This is a genomic window from Cupriavidus sp. HPC(L) (assembly GCF_000307735.3).
Lineage (GTDB): Bacteria > Pseudomonadota > Gammaproteobacteria > Burkholderiales > Burkholderiaceae > Cupriavidus.
On record NZ_AMPR02000301.1, the window covers coordinates 1 to 17,549 of the forward strand.

The 17,549-nt window shown below is 68.2% G+C and carries 16 protein-coding genes; 7 read left to right on the forward strand and 9 right to left on the reverse strand.

The genetic code is table 11. The annotated features are described in order from the left end of the window. Positions 1 to 190: 190 nt before the first annotated feature. Positions 191 to 1,480: a UbiH/UbiF family hydroxylase gene (locus B551_RS16040; protein ID WP_006577985.1), complete on the reverse strand. Its 1,290-nt coding sequence runs from the start codon at positions 1,478 to 1,480 to the stop codon at positions 191 to 193. Between the two features lie 151 nt (positions 1,481 to 1,631). On the opposite strand from B551_RS16040, the gene ychF reads away from it, so the two are divergent. Next, positions 1,632 to 2,723 (forward strand): redox-regulated ATPase YchF, encoded by a 1,092-nt coding sequence (gene ychF / locus B551_RS16045; RefSeq protein WP_006577986.1) that lies wholly within the window; start codon positions 1,632 to 1,634, stop codon positions 2,721 to 2,723. 49 nt (positions 2,724 to 2,772) lie between these two features. Here ychF and B551_RS16050 read toward each other — a convergent pair whose 3' ends face one another. From B551_RS16050 to B551_RS16060, 3 genes are all read right to left on the reverse strand, one after another. Next, entirely contained in the window at positions 2,773 to 4,386 is a 1,614-nt protein-coding gene (locus tag B551_RS16050; RefSeq protein ID WP_006577987.1) for an ABC-F family ATP-binding cassette domain-containing protein, read from the reverse strand. A 163-nt stretch (positions 4,387 to 4,549) separates the two neighbouring features. Further along, the gene (locus B551_RS16055) at positions 4,550 to 4,834 is read right to left on the reverse strand and encodes a HigA family addiction module antitoxin (protein ID WP_371259318.1); all 285 of its coding nucleotides are present in this window, start codon (positions 4,832 to 4,834) and stop codon (positions 4,550 to 4,552) included. An 89-nt stretch (positions 4,835 to 4,923) separates the two neighbouring features. Continuing rightward, a complete protein-coding gene (locus tag B551_RS16060; protein ID WP_006577989.1) occupies positions 4,924 to 5,919 on the reverse strand; it encodes a zinc-dependent alcohol dehydrogenase family protein in 996 nt (331 codons plus the stop codon). Positions 5,920 to 6,025: 106 nt separating this feature from the next. Here B551_RS16060 and B551_RS16065 point away from each other — a divergent pair, with 106 nt between their 5' ends. After that, complete coding sequence (locus B551_RS16065) at positions 6,026 to 6,925, forward strand: LysR family transcriptional regulator (protein ID WP_023264531.1); 900 nt, start codon at positions 6,026 to 6,028, stop codon at positions 6,923 to 6,925. A gap of 10 nt (positions 6,926 to 6,935) precedes the next feature. Here B551_RS16065 and B551_RS16070 read toward each other — a convergent pair whose 3' ends face one another. Then, positions 6,936 to 8,273 (reverse strand): MFS transporter, encoded by a 1,338-nt coding sequence (locus B551_RS16070; RefSeq protein ID WP_083492627.1) that lies wholly within the window; start codon positions 8,271 to 8,273, stop codon positions 6,936 to 6,938. Between the two features lie 57 nt (positions 8,274 to 8,330). Here B551_RS16070 and B551_RS16075 point away from each other — a divergent pair, with 57 nt between their 5' ends. Beyond that, positions 8,331 to 9,218, forward strand: coding sequence for a LysR substrate-binding domain-containing protein (locus tag B551_RS16075; RefSeq protein ID WP_043440239.1), 888 nt, complete (start codon positions 8,331 to 8,333; stop codon positions 9,216 to 9,218). 17 nt (positions 9,219 to 9,235) lie between these two features. On the opposite strand, the gene B551_RS16080 is transcribed toward B551_RS16075, so the two are convergent. The 3 genes from B551_RS16080 to B551_RS27345 are packed head-to-tail and all read right to left on the reverse strand — an operon-like array spanning position 9,236 to position 12,872. Then, a complete protein-coding gene (locus B551_RS16080; protein ID WP_006577993.1) occupies positions 9,236 to 10,129 on the reverse strand; it encodes a DMT family transporter in 894 nt (297 codons plus the stop codon). Next, positions 10,126 to 10,617 (reverse strand): GDYXXLXY domain-containing protein, encoded by a 492-nt coding sequence (locus B551_RS16085; RefSeq protein WP_006577994.1) that lies wholly within the window; start codon positions 10,615 to 10,617, stop codon positions 10,126 to 10,128. Before B551_RS16085 ends, B551_RS16080 begins: the two co-directional genes overlap by 4 nt. Further along, positions 10,614 to 12,872, reverse strand: a complete 2,259-nt coding sequence (locus B551_RS27345) for a DUF4401 domain-containing protein (protein WP_006577995.1) — start codon at positions 12,870 to 12,872, stop codon at positions 10,614 to 10,616. The genes B551_RS16085 and B551_RS27345 overlap by 4 nt, the downstream gene beginning before the upstream one ends. A gap of 263 nt (positions 12,873 to 13,135) precedes the next feature. On the opposite strand from B551_RS27345, the gene B551_RS16100 reads away from it, so the two are divergent. Then, positions 13,136 to 13,939: a 5'-methylthioadenosine/adenosylhomocysteine nucleosidase gene (locus B551_RS16100; protein WP_023264534.1), complete on the forward strand. Its 804-nt coding sequence runs from the start codon at positions 13,136 to 13,138 to the stop codon at positions 13,937 to 13,939. A 10-nt stretch (positions 13,940 to 13,949) separates the two neighbouring features. Here the strand turns inward: B551_RS16100 and B551_RS16105 are convergent, their stop codons facing one another. Continuing rightward, on the reverse strand, positions 13,950 to 14,195 hold the full coding sequence (locus B551_RS16105; RefSeq protein ID WP_023264535.1) for a hypothetical protein: 246 nt from the start codon (positions 14,193 to 14,195) through the stop codon (positions 13,950 to 13,952). 275 nt (positions 14,196 to 14,470) lie between these two features. Here B551_RS16105 and hemA point away from each other — a divergent pair, with 275 nt between their 5' ends. The 3 genes from hemA to B551_RS16120 all read left to right on the forward strand — a co-directional run bounded on the left by hemA (position 14,471) and on the right by B551_RS16120 (position 17,518). Then, positions 14,471 to 15,775: a glutamyl-tRNA reductase gene (hemA, locus tag B551_RS16110; RefSeq protein ID WP_006577778.1), complete on the forward strand. Its 1,305-nt coding sequence runs from the start codon at positions 14,471 to 14,473 to the stop codon at positions 15,773 to 15,775. Positions 15,776 to 15,933: 158 nt separating this feature from the next. Beyond that, a complete protein-coding gene (gene prfA / locus B551_RS16115) occupies positions 15,934 to 17,016 on the forward strand; it encodes a peptide chain release factor 1 (protein WP_006577777.1) in 1,083 nt (360 codons plus the stop codon). A 175-nt stretch (positions 17,017 to 17,191) separates the two neighbouring features. Next, complete coding sequence (locus B551_RS16120) at positions 17,192 to 17,518, forward strand: hypothetical protein (protein WP_006577776.1); 327 nt, start codon at positions 17,192 to 17,194, stop codon at positions 17,516 to 17,518. Positions 17,519 to 17,549: the final 31 nt, after the last annotated feature.

A 17,549-nucleotide genomic window follows, 5' to 3' on the forward strand; every position in this document is an offset into this window, starting at 1 on the left:
TACGACATATTGACTCCGGGTTCTGGTTGGCTCGGATGTGGGTGGACCGGGCGGTTTGGCCGCGGATGGGTTCGGTGCATTGGCGGCGTTGGCTGCGTGCAGCGCGCTGGCGGCGTCGGTTGCGTTGGCTGCGTTGGCTACTTCGGTTGCGTTTGTTGCGCGGGCTGGACCGCCTCGATGGCGCCGGCGCTCAGCCGAGCGCCCGTCCGATCAGGAAGCGCTTGAGCAGCGCCTGGCCGCCCACCGCCCGCATGCCGGTATTGCGCACCATCCGCGCCAGCCCGCCCTGCAACGAAAACAGCCGATGCAGGCCGTCGGTGGCCGCCGTCAGCGACAGCAGGTCGGTGGCGCGCGCGCGCTCGTAGCGGCGCAGCAGACGCAGATCGCCTTCGTCGCGGAACGACTCTTTGGCGGCCATCACGCGGCCAAGTTCCGCGACATCGCGCAAGCCGAGATTCATGCCCTGCCCGGCCAGCGGGTGCACGACGTGGGCGGCGTCGCCGACCAGCACGACATGCGGCTGCACCACGCACTCGGCATGCTGCAGCACCAGCGGGAAGGCCTGCGCCGGCGTCACGCAACGCAGCGCGCCGAACTGGCGGCCGACCGCGCCGCTGGCCGCGTCCATCGCCGCCTGCGCCAGCTGCTCAGGCGTCAGCGCGGTCAATTCGCGCGCATGGGCCTCGTCGGCCGACCACACCATCGACAGGTAATTGCCGGGCAGCGGCAGCATCGCCAGGATTTCGCAGTTGCACGATTCCTCGTCGGCCAGCAGCTTCGGCGGCGCGCCGAGGAACCACTGCCACGCGGTGGCGTGATGCGGCAGCTCGCAGGCGAAGTTCGCGACCACGCCCGACTGCCGGTAACGCCGCGTGCTGACGCCGATATGGCACTGAGTACGGACCCACGAGCGCGCGCCATCGGCCCCGACCACGCAGTTGGCACGGACCCGCGCGCCGTCTTCCAGCGTCAGCGTGACACCCAGTTCGTCGCGCTCGAAGCCGGTGGCGGCCTGCTGATACCAATGGACCTGATGCTGGAAGCGCAGCGCGGTGTCGAGCACGCGCTCGACATGACTCGATTCGATGATCCACGCCAACTCCGGCACCGCGGCCGCGTAGGCCGAGAAATGCAGATCGCCGGTCAGGCCGGCGTCGTCCCGCGCCGCGGTATCGTCGCCGAACACCCGCATGTCGCGCACCGGCTGCATCCGTGCCGGGTCCAGCGCCTCCCAGATTCGCAGCCGGCTCAGCAGCGCCTGCGAGCTGGCCGAGAACGCGTAGACGCGGCTGTCCCACTGGCCCTCACCGGGCACCGGCCCTGGCGTCGCGCCGTTTCCAGGCCGCGGCGCGATCAGCGCGACCTGCATGCCCTGCTGCGCCAGCAGCAACGCGCAAGTCTTGCCGACGATGCCGCCGCCGACCACGGCAATCTGGAAATGGGAAAAAGAGGTCCGCGTGGACGCGCTGGCTCTGGTCATGGGGCGATTATAGCCAGCGGCATTGATGGGTCACTCGGCACTCACCCGGCATGCCGGCGCGCCCCCTGGTACGCGCCGCGCGGACGGGCGGGCTTACGGACGGCCATCCGCTAGAATACCGGCTTTGCTATCGCTTACCGCCCGGAACACCATGAGCCTCAAATGCGGCATCGTCGGCCTGCCCAACGTCGGCAAGTCCACGCTGTTCAACGCCCTGACCAAGGCCGGCATCGCCGCCGAAAACTATCCGTTCTGCACCATCGAGCCCAATGTCGGCGTGGTGGAAGTGCCGGATCCGAGGCTTAAGGCCCTCGCCGAAATCGTCAAGCCCGAGCGCGTGGTGCCGGCGACGGTCGAATTCGTCGACATCGCCGGTCTGGTGGCGGGCGCGTCCAAGGGCGAAGGCCTGGGCAACCAGTTCCTGGCCAATATCCGCGAGACCGACGCCATCACGCACGTAGTGCGCTGCTTCGAGGATCCGAACGTGATCCACGTCGCCGGCAAGGTCGATCCGCTGTCCGATATCGAAGTCATCAATACCGAACTGGCGCTGGCAGACCTTGCCACCGTCGAAAAGGCGCTGGCCCGCTACGTCAAGCCGGCCCGCGCCGGGGACAAGGAAGCGCAGCGGCTGGTCGCCGTGCTCGAGAAGGCCCAGGCCGTGCTCGACCAGGCCAAGGCCGTGCGCACGCTGGACCTGGCGCCCGAAGAATGGGACGCGCTGCGCCCGTTCTGCCTGATCACCGCCAAGCCGACGATGTACGTCGCCAACGTGCGCGAGGACGGTTTCGAGAACAATCCGCATCTGGACGCGGTGCGCAAGTACGCCGAAACGACCAAGTCACCGGTCGTCGCCGTCTGCGCCGCGATCGAGGCCGAAATTGCCGACCTCGAGGACGAGGACAAGGCCGTGTTCCTGGCCGACCTCGGCATGGAAGAACCGGGCCTGGACCGCGTGATCCGCGCCGGCTTCAAGCTGCTGGGCCTGCAGACCTACTTCACCGCCGGCGTCAAGGAAGTGCGCGCCTGGACCATCCACGTCGGCGACACGGCTCCCAAGGCGGCCGGCGTGATCCACACCGACTTCGAACGCGGCTTCATCCGCGCGCAAACCATCGCCTTCGAGGACTTCATCGCCTTCAAGGGCGAACAAGGCGCCAAGGAAGCGGGCAAGATGCGAGCCGAAGGGAAGGAGTATGTGGTCAAGGATGGGGATGTGATGAACTTCCTGTTCAACGTCTGATCTTCCGAAGTCGTTCTGCGTTTGCTCCAGGGGGCTGCGCCTGATGGATTCACCACGGTTCCATCAGCCAGCCCCTTTCGTTGACGGCCAGCCGGTCCGTCAGCCCCAGGTTGTCCATGAACCCATCGTCATGCGACACCACCAGCAGCGCGCCGCGATAGCTGCGCAGCATGGCCTCCAGCGCCTGGATCGATGGAAGGTCGAGGTGATTGCTCGGTTCATCGAGCAATAGCAGTTGCGGGGGCGCGTCGGCATAGAGCAGGCAGGCCAGTGCCGCCTTCAGCCGCTCCCCGCCGCTCAGGGATTCCGTCGGTGCGGCAATCTTCTGTGCGTCAAGACCGAGATGCGCGAGCCGCATGCGCAGATCTCCTTCGCTGGCGCGGCGATTGACCGCCATCAGCTGCTGCAGCACCGACTGCTCGGGATGCAGGTTGGCCAACCGCTGGTCGAGATAGGCGCTCTCCCGGGTCACCCTGAAGGTCCCGGCCAACGGGGCGAGATGGCCGGCAATGACCTTTAGCAACGTCGATTTGCCACAACCGTTGGGGCCGACCACGCCGACGCGCTGCTGCCCCGTCAGGACCAGACTGATCCGGCGCGCGGCTTCCGATACGAACGGCAGTTCCACCGCATCAAGTTCCGCCACGCGCCGCTGCGCTGCCTGCAGGACGGGCAGCGAATGCAGGCTGATTGCCGCTTCGCTTTCGAGTTCCTGCGCGGCTTCCCGAATGCGCTCGGTGAGCTGCTGCAGCGTGTCGACCTGCTGTTGGCGCCATTTGCCAGCGGAACTCTCGCTGCGCTCCTTCTGGCGACCAAGCAGGATCTTCGCCTGATTCGCTTCCTTGCCGCGCCGGTCCCCGCGTGCCTGCCTTCGCTGTTGCCGCTCGCGTTGCTCGCGTAGCGCAAGTTCTTCCCGCTGGCGGTCGAGCTTGCGCCGTTCCAGCTGTTGCGCGGCGTTCAGCCGCTCCTGCGCCTTCGTCTCGGCATAGAACGAATAATTGCCGCCGTAGCTGTGCAGCCCGAGCGACGACAGCTCGACGATCCGCTCCATCGCTTCGAGCAGTTGGCGATCATGGCTGACGATCAATAGCCCGCGCGGCCAGAGCCGCAATTGTTCGATCAGCGCTTGCCGATTCGGACGATCCAGATGGTTGCTGGGCTCGTCGAGGATCAGGAAGTCAGCGTCCGACAGCATGGCGCCCAGCAAGGCCACGCGCATCCCTTCGCCCCCGCTGAGACTGCCCGCTGGCGTAGTGGCATCGAGATGACCCAGGCCATGGCGTTCCAGTTCATGCCGCAAACGCTCGCGGATATCCCAACGCTCGCCAACCGCATCGAAGTCTTCCGGCGCACTGCTGCCCGCCTCGATGCGCAGCAGCGCCTCGAGCGTGTGTTGTACGCCGGCTAGACTGGCTACCGTGGCATCGGCCGAAGGGGACACCTGCTGGGCGAGGTAGTACACGCTGCCGGAGCGCACGCAACGTCCGCCGGTCGGCTCCAACTGCCCGGCTAGCAGGCGCGCGAGCACGCTCTTGCCCACGCCATTGCGCCCGACGAGGCCGGTGGGCCGATCGTCGAAGGTTTCGCTCAGTTGGGAAAAAAGCGTCCTGCCATCCGGCAGGGCGTAGGACACGCTTTCGAGCGCGAGATAGGGATTCATCATGCTTCAATTCCAGGGATGCCAAGCACTCCCCCTGCTGCAGGGGCTGGTGGAGACTGGCCGTCATATCGACGGCGGCATCAATGGCGCATGGGACGAATACCTCGGTGGGGATTAACGAAGGTCGAAGTATAGCGGGCAGACGAAATTGACGGGTTGGCGGCCATCATGCGGCCGACTTCAACCGCCGCACGTGCAGTCCATCGCGCCGCTGATCGACCTGCCACAGGTCATACGCGGCCTGATGCGCCAACCACGATTCCGCGCTCTTGCCGAAGGCCATTTCAAGCCGTACCGCCATTTCAGGCGTGATGGAAGCACGGCCGTTGACGATCTCGGACAGCGTTTTCCGCGACACGTCCAAGGCAGCGGCCGCCTCGGTGATGGTCAGCTTCAGCGGCTCCAGCCAGAGCTCATGCAGGATCTCGCCAGGGTGCGGGGGGTTATGCATGCGCATGGTCGTCTTCCTTGGGGATACGAGCGTTTTGAAGCGGAGGAGATTGCCGCAACTCGCAGCGTATCTCTTCCAAAAAGCGCCCTTCAAACCCTCACCACCACCTTCCCAAACTGCTCGTTCGACTCCAGAAACCGATGCGCCTCGACGATCTGGTCGAACGCAAAGGTCCGGGCGATGGTCGGCCGCAGTTTCCCCTCGTCGAGTCCGCGCACGATGAACGCCTTTGCATCCGCCAGCCGCGCCGGATCGCCGATGGTCTCGTGCACCAGATACCCCCGCAGCGTCAGCGATTTGCTCAAGACCGTGAACAGCGGAAACGGCGTGGGCGACGGGCTCAGGCCGCCGTATTCGATCAGCATGCCGCCGCGTGACATCGCTGCCGTCAGCGGTTCGAAGATCGGGCCGCCGATCGCGTCGAGCACGACGCGCACGCCGTGCTCGCCCGCTATCTCCTTCAGCCGTGCCTCGAGGTCTTCCTCGCCCGAGGCCACGACATGCCGCGCACCGGCGTCGAGCAAGGCCGCCCGCTTCGCCGACGATCGCGTGATCGCGATGGGAATGGCGCCAACCATATTGGCAATCTGGATCGCTGCGAGGCCGACGCTGCTGGATGCCGCGGTGATCGCCACGACGTCGCCCTTGCCGAGTCCGGCGACATCGATTAACGCGCCATACGCGGTCAGGTATGGCATCCACAGCGCGGCGGCGCCTTCCCAGCTCAACGACGGCGGATGCTTGACGACCAGCGCGGCCGGCATGCGGATCCATTCGCCATAGGTCGGCCATTGCACCATCGATTTCGGCGGCACCACGCTGACCGCGTCGCCCGGTGCAAGACCGTCCACGCCCGGACCCACGGATTCGATCGCGCCCGCCGCTTCCAGGCCGAGGCCGGACGGGAAAGTCGGCGTCTCGATATAGCGGCCGGTCCGCAGCAACGCCTCGGCGCGATTCAGACCGAGCGCCTTGACGCGAATCCGCACCTCGCCGGGGCCCGGCTCCGGTACTTCGGCGTGTTCGATGCGCAGGACTTCGGGGCCGCCGATTTGATGGAAACGGACGACGCGAGCGGTTTGCATGGCTGGATTTACTCCAAATTGATTGTGACGAATCCAGTATGATTTCCGGCAGCAAGCCGATAAATCGCCTCTCTGGCACGACGATCGAAACCGATACTTTCGAATCATGGACCGCCTGACCAGCATGGCTGTGTTCGTCAAAGCCGTCGATCTGGGCTCGTTTGCCGCCGCCGCGGACGCGCTGGGCATCACGGGGCCGATGGTCGGCAAGCACGTCCGCTTCCTCGAAGAGCGCCTCGGCACGCGGCTGCTGAACCGCACCACGCGCCGGCAGAGCCTGACCGACTTCGGCCGCGCCTATTACGAACGCTGCCGCCTGATCCTGGCCGAGGCCGAGGCCGCCGATGCCCTCGCGGCCGATCAATTGGCCGAGCCGCGCGGCAAGCTGCGCGTCACGATGCCGGTGCATTTCGGCCGGCATTGCGCGATGCCGATTCTGTTGGCGCTCGCACGCCAATATCCGGCTCTGGAACTGGAACTGTCGTTCAGCGACCGGTTGATCGACCTGGCGGAAGACGGCTACGACCTCGCGATCCGCACCGGAAGCCTGCAGGACCGGGCCGACACCATCGCGCGCCGGATCGCTCGCCAGCGCATGATCGTCTGCGCCTCGTCGGCCTATCTCGATCGCCATGGCGAGCCGCAACAAATCGAAGACCTGCGCCAGCACCATGCGATCGTCTATCGCCGCTCCGGACCGGTGGCGCCATGGTTGTTCCCGCGCGACGATGGGCCGCCGGTGGAATGGCATCCGGCAGGCCGGCTGCAGCTCGACGACCTCGATGCGATTGCCGACGCGGCGACCGCCGGCATGGGGGTCGCATGGCTTCCCTCCTGGCTCGTCAGTGAACGGATCCAAGCCGGTGCACTGGTGCGGCTGTTCCTGGACGAGCCGGCTTTCCTGTACGACGCCTATGCACTTTGGCTGCGCACCCCGCATCTCGCGCGCAAGGTACGGCTCGCCGTCGATGCCCTCGCTGCCGGGCTGCCGAAGCGGATGGAATAGCGTTCAGCGCTCAGGCCTGTACGTCCTTCCCCGCCCGCGGAAACAGCGGCCAGGCCATCGCCGCACAGGCGCCCGCAACCAGCCACACACCGGTCCAGCCGCTGCGTTCGAGCAGCTGCGGGATCGCCGAAGGCGCAACGAAGTAAGCGACAAAGACCAGCGTATTGGCCAACCCCAAGGCGGTACCGGCACGTTCTGCGCCGGCCTGCGTGGCCAGCTCGGTGTACGCGACCCCATGCCACGCGGACACGGCGATGCCTGCCAGCACGACCGCGACCATCGTCAGCGCCGCAGGCACGCGGGTTCCCATCGCCGCGCACAGCGCGAGCGGCACGAACGTCAAGGTCGCGACCATCGTGCAAAGGCGCAGCCAGACACGGCGGTTGCCACGCCGATCGGTATGGCGGCCGCTCCAGATCCGCATCGCCATCGCGCCGACCTGCACCGCGCACAGCGTCGCGGCGATGCCCGACACGCCGACGTGGGCGGCATCGTGCAGGAACACCGAGGCGAAGCTGAGGATCGCAAATTGGGGCGCGCACAGAATGCCGATCGCTGCCGCGATGCGCCAGACGCGTACGCTGCGCAGCGGCCCCGCATCACCGTGTGCATGGCGCCGTACGGCCGCGCGCGCATCGGCATGCGGCGGCTCGTGCAGCCAGCGCCAGGTCAGCCAGACCGATGCCACGCAGAAGGCGGCGAGCACCGCGTACACCCAGCGAAAGCCCGCAGCCACCGCGAGCCATGGCAGCACCAGGGCCCCCAACCCGCCACCAAGCGGCACCGCGGTCTGGCGGATGCTCATCGCCAGGCCGCGCTCGCCCTCGGCGAACCATCGCATCACCGCGCGTCCGCTGGCGCCATTGACGCTGCCGCCCGCCAGCCCCAGCAGCGCCATGCAGGCCATCGCCATCCACAGCGGCGGCACGCGGTCCGCCGTCGGCGCCAGAAACAGCGCCATGATCGCCAGCGTCAGCGCCGTGGCGCCGAGGCCGTACAGCAGCACGCGACGGTCGCCCCAGCGATCGGCCGCCGCGCCCCATGGCAACTCCGACAGCGCGGCGCCGACGCCCAACGCGCCGAGCAGCAAGCCGAGCCCCGCGTTATCGAGGTGGTAAGCGCTGCGCAGCCATACCGCGGTGGCCGGCAACCCGTTGGCGGCGGCGATGAAGCTGGCGTTGGCGGCCACGCCGACGCCCAGCACTTTCCAGCGATGTGAAGCGGCGAAGGTGGCAATCGGTTCGGCACCAGGGCCGGAAAGACGGGCAGGACGGGACAAGCAAGCGGATTCGGCCACAACGGCTCTCCGATCGGGCAGTTGACGGATCGCCAGTATTCCAACGACCATTCATCATGAAAATCGGAAAGTTTTGAACCGATTGTTTTGAATTTCCGGACGATTCTCATGGCACTGAATCTGGACATCGCCGCGCTGCGCAGCCTTGTCGCCGGCGTCGACCTAGGCAGCTTTGCCCGCGCGGCCGATCAGGTCGGCCGCTCGACCTCCGCCGTCAGCGCGCAGATCCACAAGCTCGAGGACATGGTCGGCACACCACTGTTTCGCAAGGCGGGCAGGACGCTGGAACTGACCGAGGCCGGCAATCTGCTGCTCGGCTATGCACGCAGGATGGTCGCGTTGAACGACGAGGCCGCCGCGGCGGTGCGCGGTGTCGATCTGTCCGGCGGTGTGCGATTGGGACTGCAGGAAGAGTTCGGCGAGGCGACGCTGCCCGAGGTGTTGGGCCGGTTTGCGCGCGCGCATCCGAAGGTGCGAGTCGAGGCGATGGTGGCACGCAATCACGATCTGTTCGCCCGCATCCAGGCGCGCACGCTCGATCTGGCGCTGGTGTGGGGCGGTACGAATGGCGCCGCCGCGGCAAGAGCGCCGGGCGCCGATATCACGGTGGTTGGCGAACCGCAGATGTGCTGGGTCGGACCGGCCTCGCTGCCCTGGCGCCTCGATCCCGGGGAACCCGTCCCATTGGCGGTGTTCGATCGGCCCTGCCATTTCCACGACGCCGCCACCACCGCGCTCGATCGCGCCGGCATTCCGTGGCGCGTATCGTTCACCAGTCCAAACCTCGGCGGCCTATGGGCGGCAGCGGCCGCCGGTCTCGGCCTGGTCGTGCGCACGCCTTACGGCTTGCCCGCCTCGCTGCGTCAACTTGGGCCTGCCGATGGGCTGCCGCCTCTGGGCAAGATGCCCCTGATGCTGCTGCGCGCGCCGGGCCCGGCCTCCGAGGTTTCGCAGCGGCTGGCGGACATCATGTTGGAGGCGTTGCGTCCTGTCTGAGCCGCAGACGCGTTGGTTTATCGAGGCAGTTCGGAACGACGATAGGCGATCGCCAGGCCCACGCCCCCGAGCACGGCGACCGACGCCACCACCAACCGCCACGTCACCGCCTCACCCAACAGCAACACCCCACCCGCCGCCGCAATCACCGGCACGCTGAGTTGCACCAGTCCAGCGGTAGTCACCGTCAAACCCCGCAGCGCGACATACCAGATGGCGTAGCCGAGCGCCGAGGCGATCGCGCCGGACAGTACCGCGTACAGCATCCCTTCGGCATCGTGGCTGGCCCAGGGCAGCGCGGCGAGATAGATCGGCAGGCAGCAAACCGAGGCGCGCAGGAAGTTGCCGGCATTGGCGCGCACCGGATCGCGTGCGCCCTTGGCGCGGATCGAATAGATGCCCCACGCCGCGCCGGACGCGATCATCAGCAGCGCACCAAGCAGCGGTGGCGCGGACAGGCCCGGCAGCAGCATGCCGATCAGTCCCGCGACGGCGATCAGATACCCGGCCGTCTGCACGAGATGAGGCCGTTCGCCGAGCCACAGTCCGCGGCCGATCATGGTCACCTGCACCGCGCCGAACAGCAGCAGCGCGCCGGTGGCCGCCGATAGCTGAGCGTAGGCGTACGAGAAAAGGATCGCGTAGGCGAACAGCGCCAGCGCCGAGTGCCAGTTGCCGCTCGATGCCTCAGTCGTTAGCGTTGCCTCAGGCGCGCGCGAAGCGCCACCACGCAGTTGCACCAGCACCCACAGCATGATGGCGCCCGACAGCAGCCGCACGGTGGTGAAGCTGGCCGCATCGATGGTGGTGTCCCGCAGCGCCAGCCGGCACAGCAGCGAGTTGCCGGCGAAGGCGAGCATCGACAGCGCGGTGCAGCCGACCACCAGCGCGGCGGACGGCCGCGCGCTCACAGCGGATGCCCTGCCGCGTCGCGCAGCTCGACCAGCAGCGCCTGGCCGTCCGCATCGACGCGAAAGGCGCCGAATTGCGCGCCCTCGTATCGACGCGCGTGGCCCTCCTGGAAGAAGAAGGCATCGGTCGAGATCTGGACCTGGTCCGTCCCCCAGCGCGACGGTCGCAACTGGAAGCGCAGCAGGTGTTCGCCGGCGACCAGTGGTTCGCCGCGATGCAGCCGCACGAAGCTGCCCTCGCCGTGCGCATCGAGCCGGACCACCGCGGTGCGGATACGGTCGTCAGTCGTCTCCAGCGCGCGCAGGATCGGCGCGCCGATGGCGAAGTTCAGCGCCATATAGTCGCCCTGCATCAGCGAGCGCGGATCGACCGGCGCCAGCCGCAACAGCACCACATCGCCGCGCGCGAGCAGCCGCTCGTTGCCGATCACGCCGGCGCCGGCGACCGCGAGCGTCAGCGCCCAGGCAATCGCGATCCAGCGTTTCATCGGCTGCCCTCCTCTGCGATGTCGGCCGCACCGAGCGCGGACCGGGGCCGGGTCAGCCACGCGCGTGCCGCCAGCACAACGATACCGGCCGCTAACAGCGTTGCCGACTTGATCGCCAGCGTCCAGTGCAGCGCGCTGTAGTACCAGATGAAACCGAGCCCGATCGTCGCAAGGCCCAGTCCGAGCCAGGTCAGGGACGCCCGCCGCAAGGCCAGCCCGGTCGCCAGCACGCCCGCCACCACGGCGGGAGCGCCGATCATCAGCGCGGCACAGAGCGCCAGCACACCGCCGACCCCGGCGCGCCGGCGGAGCGATCGTTGCAGCCGGGCCGTTTCGGCGATGCCAAAGCCGACCAGCAGCACCGCAAACAGCGCGCCCGCCAGCCAATGCGGCACGCCGCGTGCCGCCGGTTCGGTGAAGAGGGCCAATGGATGGCCGATGCCCGTCACGATCAGCGCGCCGAGCAGGCTGCAAAGCAGCAAGGCACCCGCGGCCGGGGCGAGCCAGTGATGTCGCCCGAGCGCGGCAAGCCGTCCCTCGGTGGTCGCGAACAGCGTCGCCTTCAGCGCGGCGACCGGCGCCAGCCAGACCAGCGCCCATCCCATCGCCTGCCAGGGTGTGGACGGTCCCATCGCGATGGCGATGGTCAACGCCATCGCCACCGACACCATCGCCGCAAGCGCGCACAACAAGCGATGCAGCCGATTGCCGATCGCCGCATAGAGCAGCATCTCGCAGGCCGCGACCCCGCACCAGAACGCAGCGGTCTCCACGGCGCGGGCGCGGCCGAGCAGGTCGGCGGCGGCATAAAACGCCAGCCCTTGCCCGGTCAGGCTGCTGGCCAACGCGAATTGCTCGAAGCCGGTATGGCCCGCGCGGCGCCGGTACAGCAGCGCGGCCAGTGCGATCAGCGCCAGTCCGCAGACGAGAATGGCCCCGCTGTTCTCGCGCGCGGCGACGAACACGGTGCCGAGCAGGAACAGCTGGAAGAACACCGCGCCGAGCCATCCGGCCATGCCGGTCAACAGCCGCACGGACCATGGTGCATCGGTCTCGGCGGGCGGGTGCCCTTCGACCGCGCCTTCCGCGGCCAGCGCGCGCCACAGCGCCTGCACCGCCGTTGACGGTTGCACCGTCCCGCTCCGCTGACGCGACGGCGGCCGTTCGGCGAACGTGGCGGTGGTGCTATCGGTGGAGCTGTCGGTGGACGCGTCGGCGAACGTATCGATGGGCCCCTCCGCATGATCGCGATGCAAACGCATCAGCCACGTCGCCGACACGGCCGACAGGCCGATTGTCAGCAGGCCGAGCAGCAGGAAGCCGCCGAATTCCGCGCCGGCCTCGAACAGCAGACGGCCGAGTCCCCCGACGATCAGCGCGATCAGCGACAGCGCAATCCCGCTCAGCACGAGCAGATCGACGTTGCGCCGCCGGAACCAGGCGCCCAGTCCCAGCACGGCGGCCAGCGCGACGATCAGCATCGCACCGTCGAAGCGGTCGCCGAACAGCGCACCGAGCCCGAGCCAGACCGCATGCGCGCAAGCCAGCGCCGCCAGCAGCCGCACGCCGCCCTGGCCTCGCACGCCAACACGCGGCGCGTGCGCCGACAGGACCAGCCATAGCGCGAGCTGCAGCAAGGCAGCGGCAAGCAGCCACAGGCCGACCAGCTTGCCGCCCTCGACGCCGAACAGCAGCGTGAACGGCAGGCCGGCGCCCAGTTCGACGCTGAAGAAGCGCAGCAGCGCGACATTGGCCAGCCCCACCACCAGCCACCAGTGGGGCGGGGCGTGCGCGGCCAGCGCCCAGGGCACGGCCAACAACGTCCACCAGGCGAACAGTTGCCAGGCGTCGGCGCCGGTCTGGTAGACCTGTCCGATCACCGCCAGCAATGCCCCGGTGATCATCTGCGCGGCGAACAGCGCCGCACGGCCGGCCGCGTCGCCGTCGGGCCGGCGCCAGGCGAACGCCGCCAGCGCGCTGATCACCACCGCAAGCACGGCGAAGCGGGTGAACTTGTGCAGGGCCTGCCAGTTGAAGGCGAAAAAGACGATCACGCCGGCGCACAGCAGCGCCACGCCGAGCGCGAGCAGCGCCCGCTGCAGCCAGCGGTGCCAGTCGGCAGGCCCGGGCTCGGTATCGATCCAAGCCTGGCGCGCTCGCGGCATCGCCAGCCGCCCCTGCGCGCACCAGTCCGCCAGCGCGCGCCGCTGTGCATGCCGGATGTTCAGACGGTGGGCTTGGCGATCGGTGGGCATGGATTGGGCAGCGCTCCGGAAAGGCGTTGGCTGCACTCTAGCAAAGCGCCGTGGCGACCGCACGATCAAAGGCGGTGCGACACGAACCAGCAAAGCACCGGGTGGTGCCGGTATGCTGTCGGCTTTTCCGGCTCGGGGGCTTGGGGCTTGGGGCTTGGGGCTTGGGGCTTGGGGCTTACGGCTTACGGCTTAGGGCCCGGCTTGCGGCTCGGGCTGCCGGCTCGGCCGCACCGTCCTCCATCTCGTTTCGATACCTGCACGCCATGACCCTCGGCATCCTCGCCGCCCTGCACGACGAAATCGACGGCCTGATCGCCGCCATGCGCCACGACGATGCCCGCGCGACCGTGCATCGGATCGGCATGCGCGACTACTACGTGGGCGAGCTGTACGGGCAGCGCTGCGTGGTGGTGCTGGCGCGGGTCGGCAAGGTGGCCGCCGCGGCGACCACGGTGACGCTGATCCGCGAATTCGGGGTCGACGGCGTCGTCTTCACCGGGCTGGCGGGCGGAATCGGGGCCGGCGTGCAGGTCGGCGATCTGGTGATCGCCGATCGGACGCTCCAGCACGACATGGACGCGCGTCCGCTGTTCCCGCGCCATCAGGTGCCGCTGCTGGGCCGGGACGAATTCCCGACCGATCCGGCGCTGACAGCCGCGCTGCGCGACGCCGCGCAGGCCTTCCTGGCGGAAGATCTGGCCACCGCCGTGCCGGCCGCCACTCGTGCCCGTTTTGGCGTCACTGCGGACCTCACTGCGGGCGACACTGCGGGCGTCGCCGCGCCACGCCTGCATCTGGGCATGATCGCCAGCGGCGATCAGTTCATCGGGGCGCCGACCACGGTGGCGGAGCTGCGGGCGCGGCTGCCCGGCCTGCTGGCGGTCGAAATGGAAGGGGCGGCGGTCGGTCAGGTCTGCCACGAATACGGCGTACCGCACGCGGTCATGCGGACCGTGTCGGATCGGGCGGACGACAGCGCCCATGTCGATTTCCCGGCGTTCCTCGCCGAGGTGGCCAGCCACTACTCGGAGGGCGTGATCCGGCGGCTGCTGGCGGCGCTGCGGTGAGGTTGGGCGCTCAGCGCCCGCGCCGCGCGAACAGTCCGCCCAGCCCGACCAGCAGCGCGGCGCCGAGAATCGCGGCGGTCCAGCCGCTCAGCTGGCCGTCGATGAACCAGCGCAGCGCCCGGCCCAGGTAGAAGCTGGCGAGCGCGCCGACGCCGCCCAGCAGCAGCGCCATCGCGACGGTCAGTACCGGGCCGCGCGGATGCATCGCCCGCGCCACCAGCCCGACCACCATGCCCACCAAGAACGTCCCCAGCATCGCCCGCTTCCTTTGTTCGACCATCGACCTGACCCGCCCGCCACCCGTGGCGGCAGCGGCGTAACGATAACTCAAGTCACAGCGCCGGCCGACTCCCGATAGCCTCGGCCGGGCCGCGAACGCAAGGATCGCGCCCGGACGGTATAATGCAAGCCGTCCCGGCGGCGCTCGGCCCGGCCCTGAATGGCCAGTGTGCGCGCCGCCATGCCCAGCGCAGGCAAAGCTGGCGCGAGGCCGGAACGGCCCGCGAGCCGGACAGCGAAAAGTCCCCAACCATGCAACTGCTCGCCATCGGAATCAATCACAATACGGCGCCCGTCTCGCTTCGCGAGCGGGTGGCGTTTCCGCTCGAGCAGATCAAGCCGGCGCTGGGGGCGCTGCGCTCTCAGTTGGCCGGCAAGCGCGGCACCGAGGCGGCGATCCTGTCGACCTGCAACCGGACCGAGATCTATTGCGCCACCGACCTGGTGCTGTCCGGCTCCGAGGGCTTCGATCACACGCTGCGCTGGCTGTCGCAACACCACAACATCCCCGCCGGCGAGCTGGCCCCGCATCTGTACGCGCTGCCGCAGTCCGAGGCGGTGCGCCACGCCTTCCGCGTCGCCAGCGGCCTCGATTCGATGGTGCTGGGCGAGACGCAGATCCTTGGCCAGATGAAGGATGCGGTGCGTACCGCCGGCGAGGCCGGCACGCTCGGCACCTATCTGAACCAGCTGTTCCAGCGCACCTTCGCGGTCGCCAAGGAAGTGCGCGGCCAGACCGAGATCGGCGCGCATTCGGTGTCGATGGCGGCGGCCGCGGTGCGGCTGGGGCAACGGATCTTCGAGAGCATTTCCGGCCAGCGCGTGCTGTTCATCGGCGCGGGCGAGATGATCGAGCTGTGCGCGACCCATTTCGCCGCGCAGAGCCCGCGCCAGATCGTCGTCGCCAACCGCACGGTCGAGCGCGGCGAAAAGCTGGCCGAGCAACTCGCGGCGCAGGGCCTCAATACCGAGGCCATCCGCCTGTCCGACCTGGGATCGCGGCTGCACGAGTTCGACATCGTCGTCTCCAGCACCGCCAGCTCGCTGCCGATCATCGGTCTGGGCGCGGTCGAGCGTGCGGTCAAGCAGCGCAAGCACCGGCCGATCATGATGGTCGACCTCGCCGTGCCGCGCGATGTCGAGCCCGAAGTGGCGCGGCTCGACGACGTCTTCCTGTACACCGTCGACGACCTCGGCGCGATCGTGCGCGAAGGCAACGCGATGCGGCAGGCCGCGGTGGCGCAGGCCGAAGCGATCATCGAAACCCGCGTGCAGCACTTCATGCACTGGCTGGAGACGCGCAGCGTGGTGCCGGTGATCCGCGAATTGCAGGCCAACGGCGAGGCGATGCGCCAGGCGGAGCTGGATCGCGCGCGCAAGATGCTGGCGCGCGGCGACGATCCCGAGGCCGTGCTGGAGGCGCTGTCCGGCGCGTTGACCCGCAAGTTCCTGCACGGCCCAACCCACGCGCTGAACCACACCCAGGGAGAGGACCGCGACGCGCTGCTGCGCCTGGTCCCCGGCCTGTTCCGCCACAGCAGCCACTCCGAGCGCTAGCCGCTCGCGGGCAGCGTCCGCGCCTTCGCGCCAAGGTCGTCGTCCGCATCACCGCGCCACGCCAGCGCGGCATCCGCCTGCACAGCCGCTCAGCACCAGCACGCCGCTCCAGGACGCCGCCCAAAGACGCCGCCCGAAGAACGCCAACCCGGATTCCGATGAAAGCCAGCATGCAAGCCAAGCTCGACCAACTGGCCGAGCGCCTCGACGAAGTCAACGCCCTGCTCGCGCGCGAAGACGCGACCGCGAACATGGAGCAGTACCGCAAGCTGACGCGCGAGCATGCCGAGCTGTCGCCCGTGGCCGAGCAATATGCGCATTACCGGCAGGCCCAGGACGATCTGGCCACCGCGCAGGCGCTGCTCGACGACCCGGAGATGAAGGCCTTTGCCAGCGACGAGATCGATGCCGCGCGCGCGAAGCTCGAAGAACTGGAGGCCAGCCTGCAGACGCTGCTGCTGCCGAAGGACCCCAACGACGACCGCAACCTGATCCTCGAAATCCGCGCCGGCACCGGCGGCGAGGAAAGCGCGCTGTTCGCCGGCGATCTGCTGCGCATGTACACGCGCTATGCCGAGCGGCAGCGCTGGCAAGTCGAGATCATGAGCGAGTCGCCGTCGGATCTGGGCGGCTACAAGGAAGTGATCGTGCGCATCGCCGGCGATGCCGCGTTCTCGAAGCTGAAGTTCGAATCGGGCGGCCATCGCGTGCAGCGCGTGCCGGCCACCGAGGCGCAGGGGCGCATTCACACCTCGGCCTGCACGGTCGCGGTGATGCCCGAGGCCGACGAACTCGGCGAGATCGAAATCAATCCCGGCGATCTGCGCGTCGACACCTTCCGCGCCTCGGGCGCCGGCGGCCAGCACATCAACAAGACCGATTCGGCGGTGCGGCTGACCCACCTGCCGACCGGCATCGTCGTCGAATGCCAGGACGACCGCAGCCAGCATCGCAACAAGGACAAGGCGATGAAGGTGCTCGCGGCGCGTCTGAAGGACATGCAGTTGCGCGCGGCGCAGGCGAAGGAAGCCACCACGCGGCGCAACCTGATCGGCTCGGGCGATCGCAGCGACCGCATCCGCACCTACAACTTTCCGCAGGGCCGCGTGACCGACCACCGGATCAATCTGACGCTGTACAAGATCGACATGATCATGGACGGCGACCTCGACGAACTGATCGGCGCGCTCGCGGCGGAGCACCAGGCCGACCAATTGGCTGCGCTCGGCGAAGACGCGTAAATGCCGGTGGGCATAATCGCTACGGTTGTTTTCCGCCGGCAAAATACTTGTATTTCTTGTAAATGCCTGAAACAGCCATGGTAACGACATGGTTGGTCGCTATAATCGGAAACGGCTAACCCGGCACAAATACCGGGCGGGTCTTTTCTCGAAAAACGGACAAAAGGACGAAATCATGAAGAAACTGCTTGCGTTGTTGATGGTCACCGCTGCAGTGGCTGCTTGCGGCAAGAAGGATGAAGCCCCCGCCTCGTCGAACGTCGATAGCGCGATGGCCAGCGCGGCCGAATCGGCGAAGTCGGCGGCCAGCGACGCTGCCGCGGCTGCCGAGTCCGCCGCCGACGCCGCCAAGGCCGCGGCCAGCAACGCAGCTTCGGACGTGTCCGCCGCCGCCGAGCGCGCCAAGGACGAAGCGGCCGCCGCCATGGCGAACGCCAAGGACGCCGCCAGCAACGCGGTCAACGAGACCGCCGACAAGGCCAAGGAAGCGACCAAGAACTAAGCCGTCGCCCGCGCCGTACCGAGCCCCGCCA